The organism is Sphingobacterium deserti (assembly GCF_000757725.1).
GTDB lineage: Bacteria > Bacteroidota > Bacteroidia > Sphingobacteriales > Sphingobacteriaceae > Sphingobacterium > Sphingobacterium deserti.
Genome location: NZ_JJMU01000064.1, coordinates 1 through 19,170, shown reverse-complemented (window position 1 = coordinate 19,170; position 19,170 = coordinate 1). Strand labels below are relative to the sequence as shown.

15 protein-coding genes are annotated in these 19,170 nt (G+C 43.8%); 1 reads left to right on the top strand and 14 read right to left on the bottom strand.

The window, feature by feature from the left end; all coding sequences use genetic code 11:
* Positions 1-592: 592 nt before the first annotated feature.
* The 9 genes from DI53_RS16745 to DI53_RS16705 all read right to left on the bottom strand — a co-directional run bounded on the left by DI53_RS16745 (position 593) and on the right by DI53_RS16705 (position 11,201).
* Positions 593-1,372, bottom strand: coding sequence for an SDR family NAD(P)-dependent oxidoreductase (locus tag DI53_RS16745; protein ID WP_037502464.1), 780 nt, complete (start codon positions 1,370-1,372; stop codon positions 593-595).
* Between the two features lie 30 nt (positions 1,373-1,402).
* On the bottom strand, positions 1,403-3,229 hold the full coding sequence (locus DI53_RS16740) for a glycoside hydrolase family 15 protein (RefSeq protein WP_037502461.1): 1,827 nt from the start codon (positions 3,227-3,229) through the stop codon (positions 1,403-1,405).
* Positions 3,230-3,456: 227 nt separating this feature from the next.
* Positions 3,457-4,461 (bottom strand): cytochrome-c peroxidase, encoded by a 1,005-nt coding sequence (locus DI53_RS16735; RefSeq protein ID WP_081939486.1) that lies wholly within the window; start codon positions 4,459-4,461, stop codon positions 3,457-3,459.
* Between the two features lie 125 nt (positions 4,462-4,586).
* Entirely contained in the window at positions 4,587-5,453 is an 867-nt protein-coding gene (locus tag DI53_RS16730; RefSeq protein WP_037502455.1) for an MbnP family protein, read from the bottom strand.
* Between the two features lie 63 nt (positions 5,454-5,516).
* Positions 5,517-7,499: a TonB-dependent receptor plug domain-containing protein gene (locus tag DI53_RS16725; protein WP_037502474.1), complete on the bottom strand. Its 1,983-nt coding sequence runs from the start codon at positions 7,497-7,499 to the stop codon at positions 5,517-5,519.
* Between the two features lie 5 nt (positions 7,500-7,504).
* Entirely contained in the window at positions 7,505-8,419 is a 915-nt protein-coding gene (locus tag DI53_RS16720) for a hypothetical protein (RefSeq protein ID WP_037502453.1), read from the bottom strand.
* Positions 8,420-8,782: 363 nt separating this feature from the next.
* Positions 8,783-9,112, bottom strand: coding sequence for a hypothetical protein (locus tag DI53_RS19755; RefSeq protein ID WP_052072509.1), 330 nt, complete (start codon positions 9,110-9,112; stop codon positions 8,783-8,785).
* A gap of 266 nt (positions 9,113-9,378) precedes the next feature.
* Entirely contained in the window at positions 9,379-10,137 is a 759-nt protein-coding gene (locus DI53_RS16710) for an outer membrane beta-barrel protein (RefSeq protein WP_052072508.1), read from the bottom strand.
* Positions 10,137-11,201, bottom strand: coding sequence for a PCMD domain-containing protein (locus DI53_RS16705; protein WP_037502451.1), 1,065 nt, complete (start codon positions 11,199-11,201; stop codon positions 10,137-10,139). The genes DI53_RS16710 and DI53_RS16705 overlap by 1 nt, the downstream gene beginning before the upstream one ends.
* 398 nt (positions 11,202-11,599) lie before the next feature.
* Here DI53_RS16705 and DI53_RS19750 point away from each other — a divergent pair, with 398 nt between their 5' ends.
* The gene (locus DI53_RS19750; protein WP_052072507.1) at positions 11,600-12,199 is read left to right on the top strand and encodes a hypothetical protein; all 600 of its coding nucleotides are present in this window, start codon (positions 11,600-11,602) and stop codon (positions 12,197-12,199) included.
* 30 nt (positions 12,200-12,229) lie between these two features.
* Here DI53_RS19750 and DI53_RS16695 read toward each other — a convergent pair whose 3' ends face one another.
* The 5 genes from DI53_RS16695 to DI53_RS16675 all read right to left on the bottom strand — a co-directional run bounded on the left by DI53_RS16695 (position 12,230) and on the right by DI53_RS16675 (position 18,470).
* Positions 12,230-13,063, bottom strand: coding sequence for a hypothetical protein (locus tag DI53_RS16695; protein WP_037502448.1), 834 nt, complete (start codon positions 13,061-13,063; stop codon positions 12,230-12,232).
* Between the two features lie 201 nt (positions 13,064-13,264).
* Positions 13,265-14,977: an FAD/NAD(P)-binding protein gene (locus DI53_RS16690; protein WP_037502445.1), complete on the bottom strand. Its 1,713-nt coding sequence runs from the start codon at positions 14,975-14,977 to the stop codon at positions 13,265-13,267.
* A gap of 343 nt (positions 14,978-15,320) precedes the next feature.
* Positions 15,321-15,935 carry a hypothetical protein gene (locus DI53_RS16685; protein ID WP_037502442.1) on the bottom strand — a complete coding sequence of 205 codons (615 nt, stop codon included), beginning with the start codon at positions 15,933-15,935 and terminating at the stop codon, positions 15,321-15,323.
* 312 nt (positions 15,936-16,247) lie between these two features.
* On the bottom strand, positions 16,248-17,297 hold the full coding sequence (locus DI53_RS16680) for a hypothetical protein (RefSeq protein ID WP_037502439.1): 1,050 nt from the start codon (positions 17,295-17,297) through the stop codon (positions 16,248-16,250).
* 108 nt (positions 17,298-17,405) lie between these two features.
* Positions 17,406-18,470: a hypothetical protein gene (locus tag DI53_RS16675; protein ID WP_037502436.1), complete on the bottom strand. Its 1,065-nt coding sequence runs from the start codon at positions 18,468-18,470 to the stop codon at positions 17,406-17,408.
* Positions 18,471-19,170 lie beyond the last annotated feature (700 nt).

Below are 19,170 nucleotides of genomic sequence, written 5' to 3'. Positions count from 1 at the left end.
CAATAATGGGAAGAAGCGATATAAATAGAATACCTTTCGCATTACGCACTACACAATACTCAATACCAATTCCATCGCTCAGACCCTTCCGCCGCATGCCGCGGCAGGGCAAATACTTTTGAAGGGCAAAAGTATTCAAAACCCCGTCGCTTGAAACCTTTGCAGGGAGGGTTTGTGCAATGGCAAATGTCTACATATTGCAAAGCTTTCGATGCGACATTTCGTTTAATATTGGGAAGAAGCGATAACGCATTGGGAACCTAAAACTTCTCGCATTACTCAATACGCATTACTCAATACGCATTACGCAATACTCCTTCAAATGCGACATGTCGTTTAATAAAGGACGGTGCATTGTAGTATCTTTTCTAATTTCTCACTACGCACTACGCATTACGCAATACTCTTTCAAATGCGACATTTCGTTTAATAATGGGAAGAAGCGATAACGCATTGGGAACCTAAAACTTCTCGCATTACTCAATACGCATTACGCAATACTCCTTCAAATGCGACATTTCGTTTAATTAAGGACGGTGCATTGTAGTATCTTTTCTAATTTCTCACTACGCACTACGCATTACGCAATACTCTAAATAGTATCCCCCTCCGGTGCCGGACTGATCGACGTCCAGCCGCCATCCACGACAAGATTTTGTCCTGTGATGTGTCGTGCTTCTTCTGAAAGCAGGAAGGTTGTCGCGTAGGCAATATCCCGCGGATGAGCCACTTTGCCTAAAGGCGTCACCTCAGACCAAGCTTCTTCATATTGCTCGTCTTCTATCGTTCTTTCTGTAAAAGTAGCTCCTGGCGATACGCAGTTGATGCGGATATTATAGGGCGATAGCTCAACAACAAGATTTTTAGCAAGCATATTGATCGCCGCCTTCGTCATGGCATACGTTCCAAGGTGCTTGTTTGCTTGCTCACCATTTACTGATGACATCAACACGATGCTACCTCCATCTTTCTGTTCACGCATCTGCAGGGCAGCAGCCTGAACAAGGAAAAATGTGCCTTTTAAATTGATATCTAGCGTTTTTTGGAAATCCTCCTCCTTATAGGAGAAGAAATCGCCGGGAATGGTAACACCTGTATTGGCTACTGTTAGCGTGAGCCGTCCGAAATTGTTAACAGCCAGATCTACCATTTCCTTGATCAGCTTGCGGTCTGAGGAATCCCCAGGCAAACCAACACAACAACCTGGGATAATCGCGTTTAGTTTTGCTACTGCGTCGTCATTCGACTCCTTATGGTAGCTATTTAACACAACTTTTGCACCGTTTTCTATCAACAAACGGGCGATCTCAAAGCCTATGCCCTGCCCGGCACCGGTAACGATGGCCACGTGGCCCCAAAGTTTCTTTTCCATATCAACTATTATTCAAAATCAAACACTGTATTATCTTCCTTTTCTTGATAACTGCTTATCCAGCTCTAACGCAGCACTAATCAATCCCAAATGTGTGAATGCCTGGGGGAAATTTCCTAAATGCTCACCTTTCTTGCTAATCTGTTCAGCGAAAAGACCAAGATGGTTTGCATAGCCAATCATTTTTGCAAAATTCTCTACAGCCTCTTCGATACGTCCTCCTTTTGCCAAACATTCGATATACCAAAACGAACACATCGTAAATGTACCTTCTTCGCCCTCTAATCCATCCAATTCTGATTCATGGTTATTATACCGATACACCAATACGTCGAGACGCAAATCCTTATCTACAGCCTCCATTGTCTTTATCCACCGCGGCTCTTCCGGCGTTACGAAGTGCAAAAGCGGCATCAACAGCACACTCCCATCCATCGTGTCCGATACTTTTCCGTCCTTTTTAAACTGGCACCAAGCCTGCTTATCCTCATTCCAGAAGTTTTCAAAAATATCTTCATAGATAGCATTACGCGTTTCGATCCATTCTTGTACCGGAAAAGGAAACGAACGATGCTCGCCTATTTTAATTGCCCTATCCATGGCCACCCAACACATTAGGCGCGAATGCAAAAACTCTTGCTCCTCGTTTCTAATTTCCCAGATCCCGTGATCAGGTTCTTGCCAGCGCTTGATCACAATGTCAATCTCTTTGCAGATGATTTCCCAAAGCTCGAAGGTAATCGGCTGATGATACTTGTTATAAATGTATATTGTATCCAGTAGTTCGCCATAAATATCAAGCTGAAGCTGATTATTCGCCTCGTTCCCTATACGAACTGGTGCTGAGCCCATGTAGCCTTCGAAGTGCGACAGAATCTTCTCTTCCATATCCCATTCGCCATCTATCTTATACAGCAAATGAAGATCACGGTTTTTATCTTGCTCGATAATCCAATTCAGAAATTGAGAAGCTTCATGGGCAAACCCAAGTTTGAGGAAGGCATACATTGTAAATGCGGCATCGCGGATCCAGGTATAACGGTAGTCCCAGTTTCGATCGCCGCCAAGTTCTTCCGGCAAGCCAAAAGTCGCTGCGGCTACCACCGAACCATATTTTGCCGAGGTCAGCAATTTAAGCGTAATAGCGGAGCGTTGCACGACCTCCTTCCAACGACCTTGGTAGGTCGACTTATTTATCCAGTTTCGCCAAAAAGCGATGGTATCGAAATAAGTCTGCTTCGTGTAATACGATATGTCATTGAAGTTTGTGGCCCCATTTGACTCTAATTCTAAAACGACAAACGCTCTTTCAGATTCTTTAAGCGCAAATTCAGCATACAAATCGTCGCCGTCTATATGCACATCGAAGCTGGCTTGGAGCCGCATATTTTCGGTTTCAGATCCTTCCGTTTTGAAAATAAAAGTATCTTCTTCGTCTTTTATTATATGTTTTTCTGCCGCATAACCAAAGCGTGCTTGCAATTTCATGCTGCAAGTGACATCCCCGCGGATAGATTTTATTTTTCGAACAATAGAATTACAACCATGTCCTGCATCGTTGTTTACAGGCATGTAATCGGTAATTTCGACGATTCCTTGTTCAGAGAAAAAGCGCGTGATCAACACAGCCGTTTCCGGTAGGTACAGCTGCTTGGTCGTCACATTTTCCATCTGTGGTACAATTTGGAAAAATCCTCCGCCATCATGGTCAAGCAAACGCGCAAAAACACTGGGCGAATCGAAACGTGGCCCACACAAAAAATCGATGGAACCATTCATTCCTACTAAAGCACAGGTTTGCATATTTCCTATGATCCCATAATCCGCAATAGCTTGGTATCTTTGATCTTCATTCATACAATTAAAAGATAAGCATATTTTTATTTTTGTTCATTACAACTGGTTTTTAACCGAGATTTGCCCGCGCAAATCTTGTAGGCTAGTACAGCACGGCTATATAATTACAAACAGCTCTGCGCTTTAGAAGTTTGGATTATTTGGAATTTTAGAAAAATGTGTGTTTAAACACAATGTAGGCAGGGAGCGGTTATAACGAACGTACAGAGTTGATCACTGCTATGGCACTATTGGCCGACAAACTCCTCATCACTTAAGGTTTCCAAAAAGGATAGTATGGCCTCTTTCTCGTTTTCGTTGAGCGGAATACGATTGCCGTTCGCCTTTAAAAGTGGATCCAGATTCGCTGCGTCCGACACGCCCTTATCAAAGTAGTCCAATACATCGCGCAAGGTCGCAAACTGCCCAAAGCTGCCATAGGGCGCCGTGTACACAATGTTTCGTAAAGAGGGCACCCGGAACTGCATATAGTCGGCCGGCAAGCCGGTGACACGTGCACGGCCAGCCTCCTGCGTGTCGCTATTAGCTGGGAAACCAACATTGCGAAAGCTTTGGTCGGTAAACAATTCCGTTGCATGGCAACTTGCGCATTTCTGCTGAAATAGGCGGTAGCCTTCCGCTTCCGTTTCCGTAAACTGTTCGCCTTCCTGCCGTTTTATCCGGTCATACTTACTATTGGCCGAGACAAGCGTGTATTCATATTGTGCTATGCTTCGATAAATTCTTTCAGGCGTAATTTCTGGATCTCCAAAGGCCTTCCAAAACAAATCGCGGTATGCCGGTACCTGCTCCAGTTTAGCAATCACTTCCAGAATGGACGAATTCATTTCTTCGTGGGTGATAATGGGCACCAACGGTTGTTTTTCCAATTCTAGAATATTTCCGTCCCAGTTGTAAAACTGCATAAAAGCCATGTTCTGTATCGGCGGCGTATTACGCAGCCCTACCCGATCGTTAATGCCAATCGCCCTGGGTTTATTATCGGCGAAAGCATGATTCGGATTATGGCAGCTTCCGCAGGAAATGGTGTTGTTGCCGCTGAACTTGGGTTCATTGAATAAACGCTCGCCCAGTTCTACAGCATATTGCGTGGGCTTATTGGCGTAAAATGCGTTATTCAATGCCGGAAAACCGGCCGGAAGTTCAAAGGCCAGCTCTGGATTATCAAATTGAAATGTCCCTTCTTCCTCCTGCTTTTCACAACTGCAAAACAAGATGATAGCAGTCATCATTCCCAAGCTACTTTTTAAGCTACACAGCATCGTTATATTTTTAAAAAAAACGAACTTGTCTGAACAAACATCGATCGACCCGAACCGGGAATTTCTTGCTGCGCAGACAAGCTCGTTGTACTTAACTAATTCTCCACCTGGCTTACGGAGAAAATACCCGATAGATCATTTACACCATTGCCTCCCAGATTGTCCACAAATTTCAGCATCTGCACCGCAGTGTGAATGTTCGGTGTGGCGTTATCACTTTGGCTGGTACCTGTAGACAAGGTAATGGTATTGGTCTTTCCGCTCAGCAACTTGTCAAAATCCGCCTTTATCGTGATGCGGGGAGCAGTCGCGCCTACCTGCGCTTGCGTAGCTAGATCCAAGGTGATCTCGCGATAAGCGTCAACCCCTTGCGTTTGGTTGCCCTCGGAACCCGCCACCGTACTTCCCGTATGGATGGAAAGCGGTTTACTATCCGTATCGTAAAACCCTTCTATCTTCGTAAAGCGGTAGCCTGTTCCCCATTCCCACATCATCTTGGTGTCGTTTGCTCCTGCTGTGTTGTAAAAGGCAGGAAAGCGAAGCTGATCCAGCGTATTTAACTCGGTCTTCACGCCCAAGCCAAATTTCAGCTGCTTGTAGGCCCCTGCCGGCACATTGCTCAGCACATAGCGCAAGGTACTCGCTTTAGCTTGATCAATAACCGTAGCGCCTTTGTCGAGGTCGTTTATATTGTAGGGAATCTCGCCCCCATCTGCTTTAATTAACCGGATGTTACTTAGGACATATTTCAGCTCGGAGAAATGGTGTACCTGCCCCTGTGCAGACGTGTTTTTTGTGGCTGATGACGCATTGGCGCCACCTAAAACAATGGTCTGCTCTTTAAAGGTGTTATTAAATTGTAATTCCAAGTTGTTCGCAACCGGGTTGTCTTCATTTTTGCTGCACGCAGCCAAAGCGAGTGTACATACAGATAAGGTGAGGTAGTTTTTTAAATTTTTCATGTTTTTGTTTAATTGTTTCAGATTATTTTTTTTAATAATTATATCAAAATGGAGCTGCGCTCATTAAAAAGCCACCTTCAGCGAGGTGAATATATTCCGCCCCATCCGGGGGATGTTTCCCCAATCAGCATAGGTACTGTAATATTCATTTCCTATATTTTCCACCCCTACCTGAATAGTTGCGGTACAGGGTTTGAACACAAAGCGATAATCCGCAGAGATGTTCCAGATGTTGTATGCAGCTGTGCGATCTTCGCCAAACTCAGGACTGAAATGCACCTGCGCCAAATCTCCATTTAGGGAAGTCTGTATGCCTAAATTTTTCCGCGAATAATGCAGCGCCGTTTGGTAGCTCAAAGGGCGTATAAAGGGCAAGTTTCCTCCGCGTTCATCCTGTCCCCGGGCATAGGTCAGCAGTCCATCCCAATGCAGGTTATGCGATAGATGGTAATCTCCCTTTAGCGATAGATTGAACAACGTCGCATAATCCAACGACGTGTACCCCTTTACCCCTACCGATTGGTAATTCATCGGGCTACCCAGGCTTAAAATTCGGCCAATAATATACTGGTCGATATGGAAATAGTTGGCCTTTACATCAATCCCAAATTTTTCCTTTCTATACCCTACACTACCATTCAGCTCATAAGATACCTCATTGGCTAAGTTGGGGTTGCCGATATAGTCGTAGCGGTCGAAGCTGTTGTAGATATAATAGCCATATCCTTCGGAAACGGATGGCGCGCGCTGTCCATATCCCGTTCCGGCAGACAGATGGATATTTTTAAGCTGTAGCTGATAGCTAGCGTGTATGCTAGGCAATACCCTCGTTCTTTCTTGCGGCGCATCGGGATGGAAGATCCAATTGAACTCCACATATTTCGCGTGGTTGTTATGCAGGCCCAACGACCCGCCGAGGTTCACCTGACTTTTATCAGAAAGCGCCCAGTTATTATTGAGCGATAAGCCCCCGTAGCGGGTAGTCACCCAGGGCCAGCTGTAGGCAAACATGGTTTGGTTACTGCGGTCTTGTGGATACATTCGCATCTCTGCGATAGACAGGTTTTCATACATATTGAGCTGTAGTTCTGCAGAATAGCGGCCGCGTTGAAGCTGTAGGTTACTCAATAGTCCATAGGTGGTGCTCCAGCCCGGCATATCCATATGCACTAGATTTTCCGGGCGCGTGGTATCATCCATGTAATGCTCCACAGCATTGTAATATATTTTAGAGTCCCAAGCTTTCACTACCCCACCCTCAAACAGCTGTTTATAAGCCGCCGACGTAATCAACGCACGGGAAAGCCACAGATCCATAGGGAGTGCGGGAAAGCCTACATCCTTTGCGCGGTCAAAAATAGCATCTACCCGCACCGACGATAATCGCCCTGTTTTATAAGCCATGCCCACAGCGCTGTTAAACTTATTGTATTGGGAATGGTTTACCACATTGCCCAGGCCGTCGCTGTAGTTACCTGCTTTCCGAAAAGAAGCGCTTCCGTCAAACACAAAACGTTGATTGGCAAAAGAGACATTGCCCAGGTTATACAGCTGTTTGTTGTTAAACTCCATGCCCGCTTGATAAGCGCCCGACCAGGTCGCCCGCTCGGCAAAGGACGTGCTGCGTCGCCGAAGATCGATACTGCCCCCTACAGTTGCTCCATGCATATTTCCTGACTGTCCGGAACTGATATCCACGGCCGCCAGGTTGTTGCTTTCTACATAAGAGGTGATGGGATCCATCTTGTCCGTACAAGCACCGAAAACATGCATACCATCGATAGTGAGGTTGGCGCGCTCCATACCCATGTTATTCAGCAATGGTTCCCAGGCATAGGCACCCCGCTTGATAAAACTGATGCTTTCCGAGGAGGCTAAAAACTCGTCTACCGAAACCGACATTTTCATATCCGTTTCCATCCGCTTTTTTCCCTTGCCACTTACGGTGACGGCTTCAATATGCTTTGTGCTATCCGTTTCCTGATGCTGTGCGCTGCCGTTCATGTATATTATAAAAAGGAGTGAACTAAAGGTTAGTTTCTTCATCAGCATTAGAATAGGATGTCTATATGTAGTTCGCTCTTCACCCCCATCACGCCCGGCGTAAAGTCATCCGGCACGACCGTGCCTTTTACAATTTGCCCATTATTGTTTTGCATGATGAAATTTAAGGTCCAGTTGCCCGTCATGGTGTAATTGACGACGCCCCGATAATGCCCGGCGGCATCTTGCACAAGGTCTTTGTTATTTGGCGAGGAATGGTTACCCATCGACGGCTCCGGCATTCTAGGGTCGAGCTGCAACGTATACCCTGTTACCGGTACGTAGGCAGCTGCTAGCGGATTGTCTGTCGGCTCGCTAGCTTTATTGAATTTGTAGATCCCCGCGAGCAATTCGTTTTCCGACACCGTCGGTTTTTGCGGCGCTATGAGTGCTATAATATATTGCTCATTGTCGCTACCCGTAAAGGTCGTCATATTTAAATTTTTATTTGTCTGCGGTTGTACGCTAATGGCTTGGCGCGCAGTGATCATTTTGCCGTCTATGGCAAAACTGATCTGAAGTTCCCAAACACCTGCGTTCGTTGTAGCCTCTGTGAACACGCAATACCCCGAAAAATAGGCATCCTCCGGCTGATAAGATAAATGATGTTGATGCGGACAGGATGTTTCGCTGCCCGTGGAAGACAGCTTTATAGGCAAGAAGGTCGCCGCGGAAACGTTGGCATTGCCATTAGCCCCCCCGCCTGTCACCTTTAGGCGAATCGGGTTGTAGCCTTTGTAAAATGTGCCGTTCAGCGCCTCAATGCGGATGCTGTAGCCGTTACTGTCGATAGTCGCCGCTTCTTTAAAATCGACATGTTCGACAACGCTGTCGTCGCGCTCAGCTTCGTAATCTGTTTTGTCTTTTGTGCAAGATGCGATAAGCAAGCCTAGCACAAGCATGCAACATAGTGTAGCTTTCATCAATGAAAAAATACGTCGTAAAATAGTGTGGTTTGTATGATGATGATGTTGTGCCGGAAGCCTAAAGCCGCATTGTCCTAGCGCCGTGTAAAAAGAGTACGCCTATTAAAAATCGATGCTTAGAAAAGACGACGAAGGATCTGGATCTATAGCGCGAGATTGGCTCATCTCCGTTTTTCCTTTTCGCCATTCTGTTGAGGTCGTACTTTTCTAAACCGTCTCAGCCCTTATTATTTCTACTAGCACCAACGCTTAGGCCGGGTGCGGCCATCAAAACCGTATCGATAATCACGCAGAAAAAGACTTGCTTGTGCAAAGGCTCGCATGGCTTACGATAATAATAGAAAATGTAGGCAAGGATTGTTAAGCTTGCTTCCGCAATAGATTTTCTGAAGAGATGGGCGGACGGAAGAGGAATGTGTTGTATGTAAATACGTAAGAAGAATGTTCACGGGAAAAATGATCGACAGACAAGCGCTCTTCGGCGTTGTCTAGATCAAAAACAGAAAAGTCATTGTGCAGGTAAAAGGCATTAAATTGGTAGATCTGCAAGTTCTTTTGGGCTTGCTTCTTCTCGCTTTCCTTAATTTTTTGCATCAAGGCACACTGCCCATCACAGTGCAATTGTGGCTTGTCGAGGTTTATACACTTAGCGAGGTAATCGGGCAAATGCAATTGATAATCTATAGTCATAACGATGCGGTAAAAGGACTGCAAAGTCAATGCTGCTAATAAAAAGTATGTAAAAATTGCCCTCAAAAGATGTTTAGTTGATCAAACAATGATGGCCAAAGATACAAAAACGTCGGTTTTAATCAAAAAAACAAATGTAGATTTTATGCATTAAGGCAGCTATACTGTTGTGCACAACGTTATAACTGCCTTAGTTTACGGGCTATAACGGTACAATTACAGTATCTCAACACTAATAAAGGTGCCGCATGTTCCTACTCGTCAATTTACCAAACCCGGTATGCCGCGCCTACCGTTACATACATATTATGCAGGTTATAGCCCACGCCCCTAAACGAGGATGGGAAGAGCGGCACGAAGCCAAGCTGTCCGGTAAGGCCCACTTTCCATCTCTCCGTTATGCTTCGCTCTATGGCCGCATGGGCACCGAGATCGTAAGATCTTACTTTATCCGCAAAATCAAATGTGGCATAGTCTATCAAAACCTTTTCGCCCAATGACCCGCCCTTTCTGATGTATCCATCTGACACACTCCCTTCGAATTGAGAAGAAAGCAATACCGCTACATACATGCCGAGCTTGAAATCCCATTTTGCCGCACGATAGCCTGCGTATATAGGTAATGTCAGGTAGGCGTTATTTGCCTTCGTAGCGTTTGTACCTGTAAAGTCACCTTCGAAGACGCCGCCGTCCGCACCGCCATCGCCTACCGTAATTTGTGTACGAAAATACTGCACGCTATCGGTTACACGCATTCCTTTATAATCCAGGCGAAGTGCTGCACCAAGCAGCCAGCGCGACGAAAGATCGTAGGTGGCTTCGTAGCCGACGGACGGCGTAAAAAGTGGCGAATAGCTTTTTATTTCGCGTATGGTATTCGGCAAGCCAAAAGGTGCAGTTGCACCCAGATTATAGCCTACTGTAGCATAATGCTTCAATCGTTTTGCTGGGTCTATCTGTTGGGCGTTTGCGCCAATGCGGCATATGAGCAAACACAGGGCAATTCCTAAAACTCGTTTCATCATTATAATTTCGGTACTATGGTTAAACTATCTACTACCAGCCGGGATCCTATCGCCCCCATGTAGCTATCTCCCTGCGCGCTTGATGAGGCGACAATAGCCATCATCATATTACCGTCTGTTGATGCGCCTTCTCTGTAGACAAAAGGAATATCAAACTTTGTAAAGTCGGCTTTATCGTTGCCATCCGGTAATTCTGCGCGTGCAATTACCCTGTCTGAAGTCATAATATTGGAGGCGTTCAGTCTTGTCGTCCCACTATACAGTACCGCATAAATGGTGCATTGGTCTTTCACTCCGGGTTGTACCTGCCCTTCGCGGTTGATAAACTCCGGGCCAGCTGCATATTTATAGTAGCCCGTAAAGCGATCAGGAAGTCCGATGTAGGGTTCGCCAAATTCCGTAGCCGCCAAAGGGTTGAGCAGCGCTTGCGAGGCGTTGAAATTGCCTAGAAACAGCGAGCCGGCAAATAGCCTAATACCAATAAATTCGGAAAGCACTGTCCCCTTAATGGTCACCATTTCTGCAGCTCTAGTACCCAAATAGCCATCACTCGTGGACCTCGTCGGGTACGCATCTGGGCGCGCAGGAACGCCTGATAGCGCCACACCCGGATTGCCGGAAGACCAAAGTTGTACGCCATTTTCTTCCACTGGAAATCCATACATATCTGTAGGGTGTGTTTGCCAGTTTTCGAAATCAAAACTCCAATTGCCAACATTCAGAACCTTCACGGTGTAGATTTTTTTGTTTTCACCAGAAGCAGAGGTGACTTCATAGCTGACGTCTTCGCCCGCTAAGCTGATCAATGTGCCGGATGCTGGTGAAACGCTGGCTCCTGTGGAAAGCGTCAACGTAGGCGAGACACCGTTTTCATAGGCTTCTTTTGTCAGATTTAAGGTGATTGTACGGTTGATTTGATCGATAAAAACATCACCGGTTAACTGCGTTGCAGCTATCTCAAATGTTTCGATATCAGCTTCCGGATTTAATGGAGCGTCTTTTATACACGATTGCGTCGCCAGTACGCAGAGGAGAAGAAATCCCCAAATGCTTCTTTTACTCATAGTGGGTTAGTTATCGTCAAATTTTTAAACGGGAGTGTCCTCTTTTTAATTTCCTATTTAAGCAGTAGGCTAAATCTTTGCATGCACTATACAAAGCAGTGCTTGTCACACTACGCTATTGCCAATCTAATATCGCCAATTAAACAACAAAACTACAGTTGTTATTTAAATATCAAGATCAATCAATCCTTTTCATGTAAAGCCAAGTCTCGCAAGCCTCTTCAAAAGTATCGATAGTTCGTCGCTTTAACAAGAAAATAATCGCAAATGCAGTTACGCCTGCTTTCCGAAAGTTTCAATATATTTGCGTCGTATATCAATTCGCATGCAAGATGCGCGATTTTTGATTACAACAACGTGTTTCTATGACAGTATTTACACCTTAAATTAAATTTGTAATGAGACGAAACTATTCACATTTCCTAACGGTTTTACTTCTCTGCTGTGGCTGTGCGGGGCAGAGCAAACAGGAGCAAAACGCATCCACTGTACAGGAAGATTCCTTGCAAGCAGTTGCTACGCCTGTTGAAGCTGACTCCACCGCCAAGCATATTGGCACATTTTTAACGAAAGAGCTGCAAGCCGACCTACCCGCAATGACGACGGAAGACCGCCGTTTCAGCTTCTACGCCGTTGATCTGAATGGCGATGGCAATACGGAATACCTTGTCAAACCAGAAAGCCGCTACTTCTGCGGAACAGGCGGATGCACTTTTTTCTTGCTTGATAGCAACTATTCATTGCATACTAAATTTACAGTTACCACACCGCCGATATATGTTGTGGCGCACAAAACAAATAGCTGGCACGACCTAGCACTGGAAGCTGACCGCGACGAGTCTGGGAAGGTAAAAAACTATATTTACCTATCCTACCAACAAGATGGCCGCCGCTATCCCGGCAACCCGTCTTTAATCAGCAAAAGTGAAACCGCCCCAGAGGGAATCATCAGCACGTGCTGGCCCAGTGGCGAACAACAAACCATGCATAGCTTTTAAACAGCTATGCATGCGTAAATACTTGCAGCATTACTTAAGCGGCATGCGTTTAGCCAAGGTTTTAAGCGCCCCTTTGTATGAGTCTACGCTCCCGATAAACGGTCTTCTGGTATCTGAAAAGAGTTGCTCCCCAAGGTTGTTATAGACCGCCATCTGTACTTTGCTATCGTAATTTATCTGCGTAAAACTGTTGTTGCTCTGTACCGCAGTTCCCTTCTGCTTATCCCCTTTTTGCTTGCTATCGTAAGAAGCAACGCCTGAACCATACGTAGAGGTCCCTTTGTTTTCAATGTCGTATACACCCAAAACTACATAGTCTACACCCAGCATTGCGGCAAGGTCATCCGGTGTATGGTTAGCGATATCGTGAAGCCCAATGCCAGCTTTGCTTAACGCCGCGTTTGTATTCCGCGGGTCTTGCACGTTAATACTTTTTGCTTGCGCCTTTATCGCATCCGCACAGGCTTGCTGCACCTCGCGTCGCATGATATCTGTTGCCAGGCCAGCATCGTTACTAGCTATCTCGAAAGGAAGCACCGCCAAAAGGTTGCCTGTGCTGCTACTTGCGGATCTTGATGAGATTGCAGGCGCCGTATTCCCTTGACTCTCTTTCGTAAACATTTCTTCTCGACCATTTGCAAATACGATCTTTGCGACGCTGGCTTTTTTTAACTCGTATTGTACATCTTCCCCAGTATAGGAAAATTTAATAGACTGCTCATCGATGGAAAGCACTTTGCCCTTTTTCTGTTCGCCATCGGCCAAAAAGATGATATCTTCTTTTTGTTGCGCTATAGCGCGTAAAGGATAGGCGGACGAAACAAGTAGGATCGCCGTGACGAGGAGGTTGATTAGGTTTTTCATAAACAATATTGTTAGAGTGACTAAGTAAAATCTGCAAATAAACAAAATGCACAAGCTTTTGTTTTGAAAATTATTTCTCCATTTCAGCAGCTCGTATCCTCTACTTCTACAGCTATCCGGCTCTTCTACCCTATCATTGGGCGGGCTGCTGTTGCCCGCCAGATCTACAGCTTTTGTATTAACTTCATGCACTAAATACCACTAAAGCATCATTGCTTTCACTACACGTAAGGATGCTTCTTCGGCAAAATCTAAACCGGAATAATCAGGATTGTAACCGCCAATAAAAGGCACGGCAAGTAGGTAGACAGCTGCATTTGCCCCTCCGTAGGCATCCGTAGCTTGAAAGCTGTCGTTAATAGCCATACCAGGGACCGAGAGGTAATATGCATCATCTTCGCCTTTGTGAATGCCCTTTGTTCCTTTTTCCAGCGCGTGCTTACCCTGTTCGGGGTTGGCAAATCGGATCCGCGCGGGCACCACCGTGTTATTGGCTTTTAAACCAGCAAACGGAAAATCATCATACGACAATGCTGGCTGACCGACGCAATCCACAAACATCGGAAAGTGTTTGCTAACTTCGTTACCATCCTCGTCGGTGTAGTAATAGTCGACGCCACGCGCGCCGCTAGGCTCTACCCGACTGTCATCCCCCACATCAACCAAATCCAGCACACCCGCGCGATGCAGGGCTAGAATCTCTTCTACTGATTTCTGTGGAACGAATGCGATAATCAAACTAATTAACGGTTTTAGGGTGGTTGTAAGACGACGCATATCTTCCGCCGAAAAATATTTTGCCGGGTAATTTAGCGCGAAGCTCAGCACCGCCAAGATCTCTTTCCAATAGACGGACTCTCGGCTTTCTATTGATTTTGCTGCTTCCTCGTATTCCCATTGCAGCAGCTCAAATGGATCAACCTTCTCTCGCTGTTCCAACATCTTCGCCACAAATTCCTCCATGCGCAAACCCTTTACCGATGCATAAAGCTCGGGATGTTTATCTTGAATGGATTGCAAAAAGACATGCTCATACATATAGTCTAAGGGTATAAAGCCGTCGTTATCTATCAGCAGCTGATCGATCTCTTCTTTGCTGAGTAACGCACTGCGCCCCAGTTGCGGATCTTCCAGGTGGAAGCGCACGGCAGGCAACAACCCATTTCGGGAGTGCATCGTCATTTTAAAACGCGGAGAAACGCTGCTGAGCTCAAATTGACGCACGCCGTCTCCGTCGGTATAGAAGTAACCATTGTGTCGTGCTAGCGTGCGCACTGCATCGATGGCTGTCAATGAGGCTCCTCGAATCGCTACGTTATAGTTGGTTGCCTTGGCCAGTTTAAATGGTGGATAAGGGGAATCAAAGCAATTCGGCTGCCGGCCTTCCAACCTCTTTGGCCAGTGGTGTCCCGTGCAGATCAGCACCTTATCAACCTGCTGCTCGCCGCCCTGATAGACGATGGTTACGCCTCTATTGGCGTGATACTGTATATCCAGCACCGTCGTTTTAAATTGGAGTTCGATGTGCATGCCTTGTTGTTTGGCTTCCTGCAGCACTTGCTTAAATTGCGCTTCGAGGTACTTTCCAAAAAGTAACCGCGGCAAGGCCTTGTAGGCGTTAAAGTGCGTGGCAGAAATATCAAAGCGGTCTAGGGTTTCCTGATCTAGCCCCTTCACCCAATCTTCCAAGGGCTCAAGCACCCGTGGGATCTCATTACCAGAGATATTGGTAATATGCTCATTATTGGCCCCACGCTTGCTGTAGGGCATACCAGCGCCTACCCGATTGCTTTTTTCAAAAATAATAACTTCCAATTGTCCTTGGTAGATATCCACCAATCTACGTAACAGAAGCAACGCCGTGGGCCCAGCTCCGATAATAGCCACACGCGTAAAAGCCGATTCTTTTTTCATAGGAAATTATGTATAGCCTTAGGACAATTAAAAATGCAATTTGTTAGCCTGACTAAAAGAATTATTTTTTGGGGTTGTCGATGCTTAAGCCAGCTAACAAAATTCGTAGCCATTTTTCGATGCAAAAGCCTACGAAGGCCTCCCTAAATTCATTTTATTATCCGTCTAAAATGCTGCTGTTAAAAACGTTAGTTTCGATTACTGCGGTATAAAAGAGACTGTATAGTCAAGTAATACTTACCATCCACGCTAGATGCCGTTTTAAAAAAAGCGAGAAAATATTAAATCCGTATCGAACACTTACATTGTTTGAAATGGAGTTTGTTAGTTGTGAGTAACCATTCTACAGATCGCTTGCATCGATTGAAGTTTTTGCTTTCAGCGGATAAACACCAGTCCATACACCTTCTATGCGAACTAAACTTTCAGTTTCAACATTTTTTATAGTTAGTATATACGGCATCTTGATTTTCGTGAAAATCACAGACTGCGCTATAATTACGCGCTGCCTGGGGGCAATTTCAATCAATTCCTTAAAATTGAGTCGTGTTTCCAATGTTGTTTCCCCCTTAGCGTATTTCCATTTCTCCTCGCCAAAAGAGATAACAGCATCGTGAATCTGTAATGGCACGCGAAACAGTTTGGCCGAATCGACTAATGTGTACTGTTCTCTGTCATTCGGCACAAACGTGGATCTTTCGTATAAGGGTGCTTGATCCATGTTAACAGTTAATATAATATCGGTATTATTATTATATGTGGTATTAGGTCGTACTTGGACAAATTCTTCCACCGAAGCTGCGGCGCCGTTAAATTCGATATTAACTATTTCATATTTTTGCGGCAACGGATTCACCGGCACTTCTTCATTAGCATCCGTAGGGATACTTTCTTTAGAACAAGCACTTAGAATAAGGATTAGTATGAATGAAATAAAAAGACTTCTCCACGACATCATAAAAAGATCTTATTAATCTATGATTAGTTTAATTGACAAACTCTTCGTTCAATATAATTAAGGACTATTCAGTAAACAGATAGCCAACATGTTACCTTAACAATAAAAACAATCTGACATAAAGAACCTGTTGACAAATTAAGAAATAATATTGAAATTTCAAGAAAACATTCACGTAAAGCTTTACTAACGCTGCGTGCCTAACTGTCTTTGCGCGGCCCCTATATTAATTTCGAATCAAAAGTGTTTAAAATCCTTGAGGTAGTTTATCTATGTTGCTAACAATTCGAGACATCGCATCTTGAGCTACTTTTACAAAATTTGATAGTAATGATTTGAAAGGAATTTTTCAAAAGGCACACCATTGATCCGCTTAGTTTTAAAATTAAGCTTATACATCTTGACAACACTTTTATCTGGTGAATAATTGGGCTTTGCTTCCATAAAAAAGTCTAAAAAATTACCGTTAATAACACCTATTCCCCACAGAAACTCGAAATCTCCTATCCCATCTTTCACAAACCACTCTTTCTTAATTCCCCGATTCTTGGTTTGCGATGTGAACGGTATAACGTAACCATTCGTCCAGAAACGCTGAATACGAATTGTTTTCTTATCTTTCGACACCATTTTAATCGTGGTATCTTTTAATATCTTCCCATAAAGATCCCAACTATTCCCGGTGGAATTGCGTAGTTTTGCTAAGGTCTCAGCCTTGCCGTGGTTTTCCGAACCAATAACTATGCTACACATATTTTTCAATACAGGAGAAACGGGTCTATTATCCAAATAGTACAATTCTGTTAACGTTTCATCGTCAATTAGCAGATACCTATTGGCCTCTTTGATGACTAAACGAATATCCGTTCGCTTTGTGTTTACCACTTCTTTGTGATCGAATATACCGAGGGGCGAATAGATAGCAAAATAAAGATCTTTAACCGCCCAGCTCAGCAAATCTGTATTTGAATCGAAGCTAATGCTACCCTCTTTTACTTCTTTACTAACGTCAACCATTTTAAAATAAGTCTTGGTTAGTGGTGTGATAGATATCAAAATATCGCTGGGAAAACGATTTAAATTGCTTTGACTATCTTTCCATCCTTTATAAAAAGTTCTATTGTCCAAACGCACACCGTTCCCAGTTTCACTTTTAAATAAGTAATTATATATTGTTAGATTCTTAGGCATACTCTTCGACGACGAGATGTCTACATAGGATGATCTATACGGAACACCTTCTTTCGTATAGCCAGTTAGCTTATCTTTATCAAACAACAGATAGCTAGTTTGGGCTGGAGCTATTTTCCCAGTGACTACAATGAGTATTGTACATAATCGATAGATCCTTATTTTGCGCATGGTATTCTGTCTAAAAAGGTGATAGCGATTCTCCATCATAATTGCTATGAACCCAACTTTTTTGATATCTGCGTGTCGAAAGACATCGAGCTGGAGATCAAAGCAATATTACATATAATGTTTAATCAAGCCCTTGTCAATATATTCTCCTTTGAAAAAATCCTCTATTTTTTTTCCATTGATTGTTTTTGTCCTGTACCAAAAGTTCACGTTTTCACTATTAAAGCGCTTATCTGGCATATAGTTAACTTTTGCCCTTTTGAAAAAATCCAAGAAATTGCCGTTGATAATGCCGATTTTCCAAAAGTATTCAAAGTCGCCAATTCCTTCTATTGGGTACCAGTCCGTATCGTCATCCATCTTCAAATGTTTCGTGAAATCGGGAAATACAGATAATGTCCAAAATCTGTAGATCGGAATCTTTTGATTTTTTTCAAACCCGATTGTTATGCTGGTGTCTTTCATTATCCCTCCCTTTAAGGCGCCCGCACCCTGTATCATGTTGAGCTTACCTCCGTTTAAACACATTTTTTTGGAGAAATTATTGCTTTCAGCAAATATTCCGGCAGCATTAGGCCGATAATATTCAATAGGACCTTGACCTATATAATAACATTCGGTAAGTGTTTCATTATCGATGAGATGGTATTTGTTTTTACGTTTCACAACCAGTTTATAGTCGGTCCTTTTTAATTTCAGTAGCGGGTCAAACTCAAATACCCCCATTGGCGCATAGATCGAATGGAAAATATCCAATGAAGCATGTGCTATCAGGCTATCCAGTGGAAAAAGCTCGATTTCACCCTTCGCAATAGATGCTGTAACGTCTGTAATAACAAAATTGGCTCGTGTTAAAGGTGTTATTGTAATCAGTACGTCAGCAGGTAATTCATGTCCCGTTTTAAAAAAATTCTGAAATCCTAAAAACTTTTTTTCACTCTTGCGGAACTGTCTGTCATTATTATTAAAAAGGAAATTGTAAATAGTCAAATCTGGAAAGCCTGCACTATCCGACTCTAATTCGACGTAAGTCCGTTTGCAAGTAATGGTAGTATTAAGGCTGTCAGATAATATATCCTGATCGAAGAGGATATGTTTCTCTTGAGCTTGACCGAACCCGAGAAAAGTGTTCAAAAGCGTAATTGCTATTACTATACATGTTATTTTGCGCATGGTATTTTTTGATTTGACAACATTAAACAAACATTTGAAGAAATTTTTCAATCATCATAAACAACATTATGTAAATATAATTTTTTTGGACTCAACTTTGTTTATAAAATAACAAATATAAAAACGATAATCATCCATTTATTCTTCCTCATGATGAGATGATGGATTACTGCCATGTGAAAGCGCTCCTACACAACAACAGCTAGCAGAATTAAAGGTGTTTCGATATTTTAATGAAAAACCAAAGAAAATCGAGTTATTCAATAGACTTAGCGTCATTACACACTGACTGCAGTCAAGCTAAGGAAGCCAATTATTTATGATGTTTGTGTATAAATCTAGCACCTATAAGGTTTCGTTTTCTATTGCGGAGAATATGCGAAGGTTTGCCGTACTATCTGATTGGAAACCGTATCTATTGTTTGTGCATGTGCTTTAATCCTGTTAAGACAAAAACTTTATGGCTGCAAAACAGGTTTACTTAGGTAGTAGCATAGTAAAAATTGTTCAATCCATCTCTGGCATGGACAGAGATTCAAAAATTTAAGTATACATGTATTGTCCCCTTTTCGCTTCTGAAAGACAACACTCTTTCAAAAATTTCTTATTTATTTTCTTATTGCTGTTGATGATCGTCCCCTGCGATGTAGCCTTCGCGCAGGTATTACCTGCTGATACGGCAGCCGCCCCTGTCGCGCCT

Bases quoted from the DNA above. Each gene is read 5' to 3' on its own strand.
- DI53_RS16745 (WP_037502464.1), bottom strand. From the start codon at position 1,372: ATGGAAAAGAAACTTTGGGGCCACGTGGCCATCGTTACCGGTGCCGGG.
- DI53_RS16740 (WP_037502461.1), bottom strand. From the start codon at position 3,229: ATGAATGAAGATCAAAGATACCAAGCTATTGCGGATTATGGGATCATA.
- DI53_RS16735 (WP_081939486.1), bottom strand. From the start codon at position 4,461: ATGATGACTGCTATCATCTTGTTTTGCAGTTGTGAAAAGCAGGAGGAA.
- DI53_RS16730 (WP_037502455.1), bottom strand. From the start codon at position 5,453: ATGAAAAATTTAAAAAACTACCTCACCTTATCTGTATGTACACTCGCT.
- DI53_RS16725 (WP_037502474.1), bottom strand. From the start codon at position 7,499: ATGAAGAAACTAACCTTTAGTTCACTCCTTTTTATAATATACATGAAC.
- DI53_RS16720 (WP_037502453.1), bottom strand. From the start codon at position 8,419: ATGAAAGCTACACTATGTTGCATGCTTGTGCTAGGCTTGCTTATCGCA.
- DI53_RS19755 (WP_052072509.1), bottom strand. From the start codon at position 9,112: ATGACTATAGATTATCAATTGCATTTGCCCGATTACCTCGCTAAGTGT.
- DI53_RS16710 (WP_052072508.1), bottom strand. From the start codon at position 10,137: ATGATGAAACGAGTTTTAGGAATTGCCCTGTGTTTGCTCATATGCCGC.
- DI53_RS16705 (WP_037502451.1), bottom strand. From the start codon at position 11,201: ATGAGTAAAAGAAGCATTTGGGGATTTCTTCTCCTCTGCGTACTGGCG.
- DI53_RS19750 (WP_052072507.1), top strand. From the start codon at position 11,600: ATGAGACGAAACTATTCACATTTCCTAACGGTTTTACTTCTCTGCTGT.
- DI53_RS16695 (WP_037502448.1), bottom strand. From the start codon at position 13,063: ATGAAAAACCTAATCAACCTCCTCGTCACGGCGATCCTACTTGTTTCG.
- DI53_RS16690 (WP_037502445.1), bottom strand. From the start codon at position 14,977: ATGAAAAAAGAATCGGCTTTTACGCGTGTGGCTATTATCGGAGCTGGG.
- DI53_RS16685 (WP_037502442.1), bottom strand. From the start codon at position 15,935: ATGATGTCGTGGAGAAGTCTTTTTATTTCATTCATACTAATCCTTATT.
- DI53_RS16680 (WP_037502439.1), bottom strand. From the start codon at position 17,297: ATGCGCAAAATAAGGATCTATCGATTATGTACAATACTCATTGTAGTC.
- DI53_RS16675 (WP_037502436.1), bottom strand. From the start codon at position 18,470: ATGCGCAAAATAACATGTATAGTAATAGCAATTACGCTTTTGAACACT.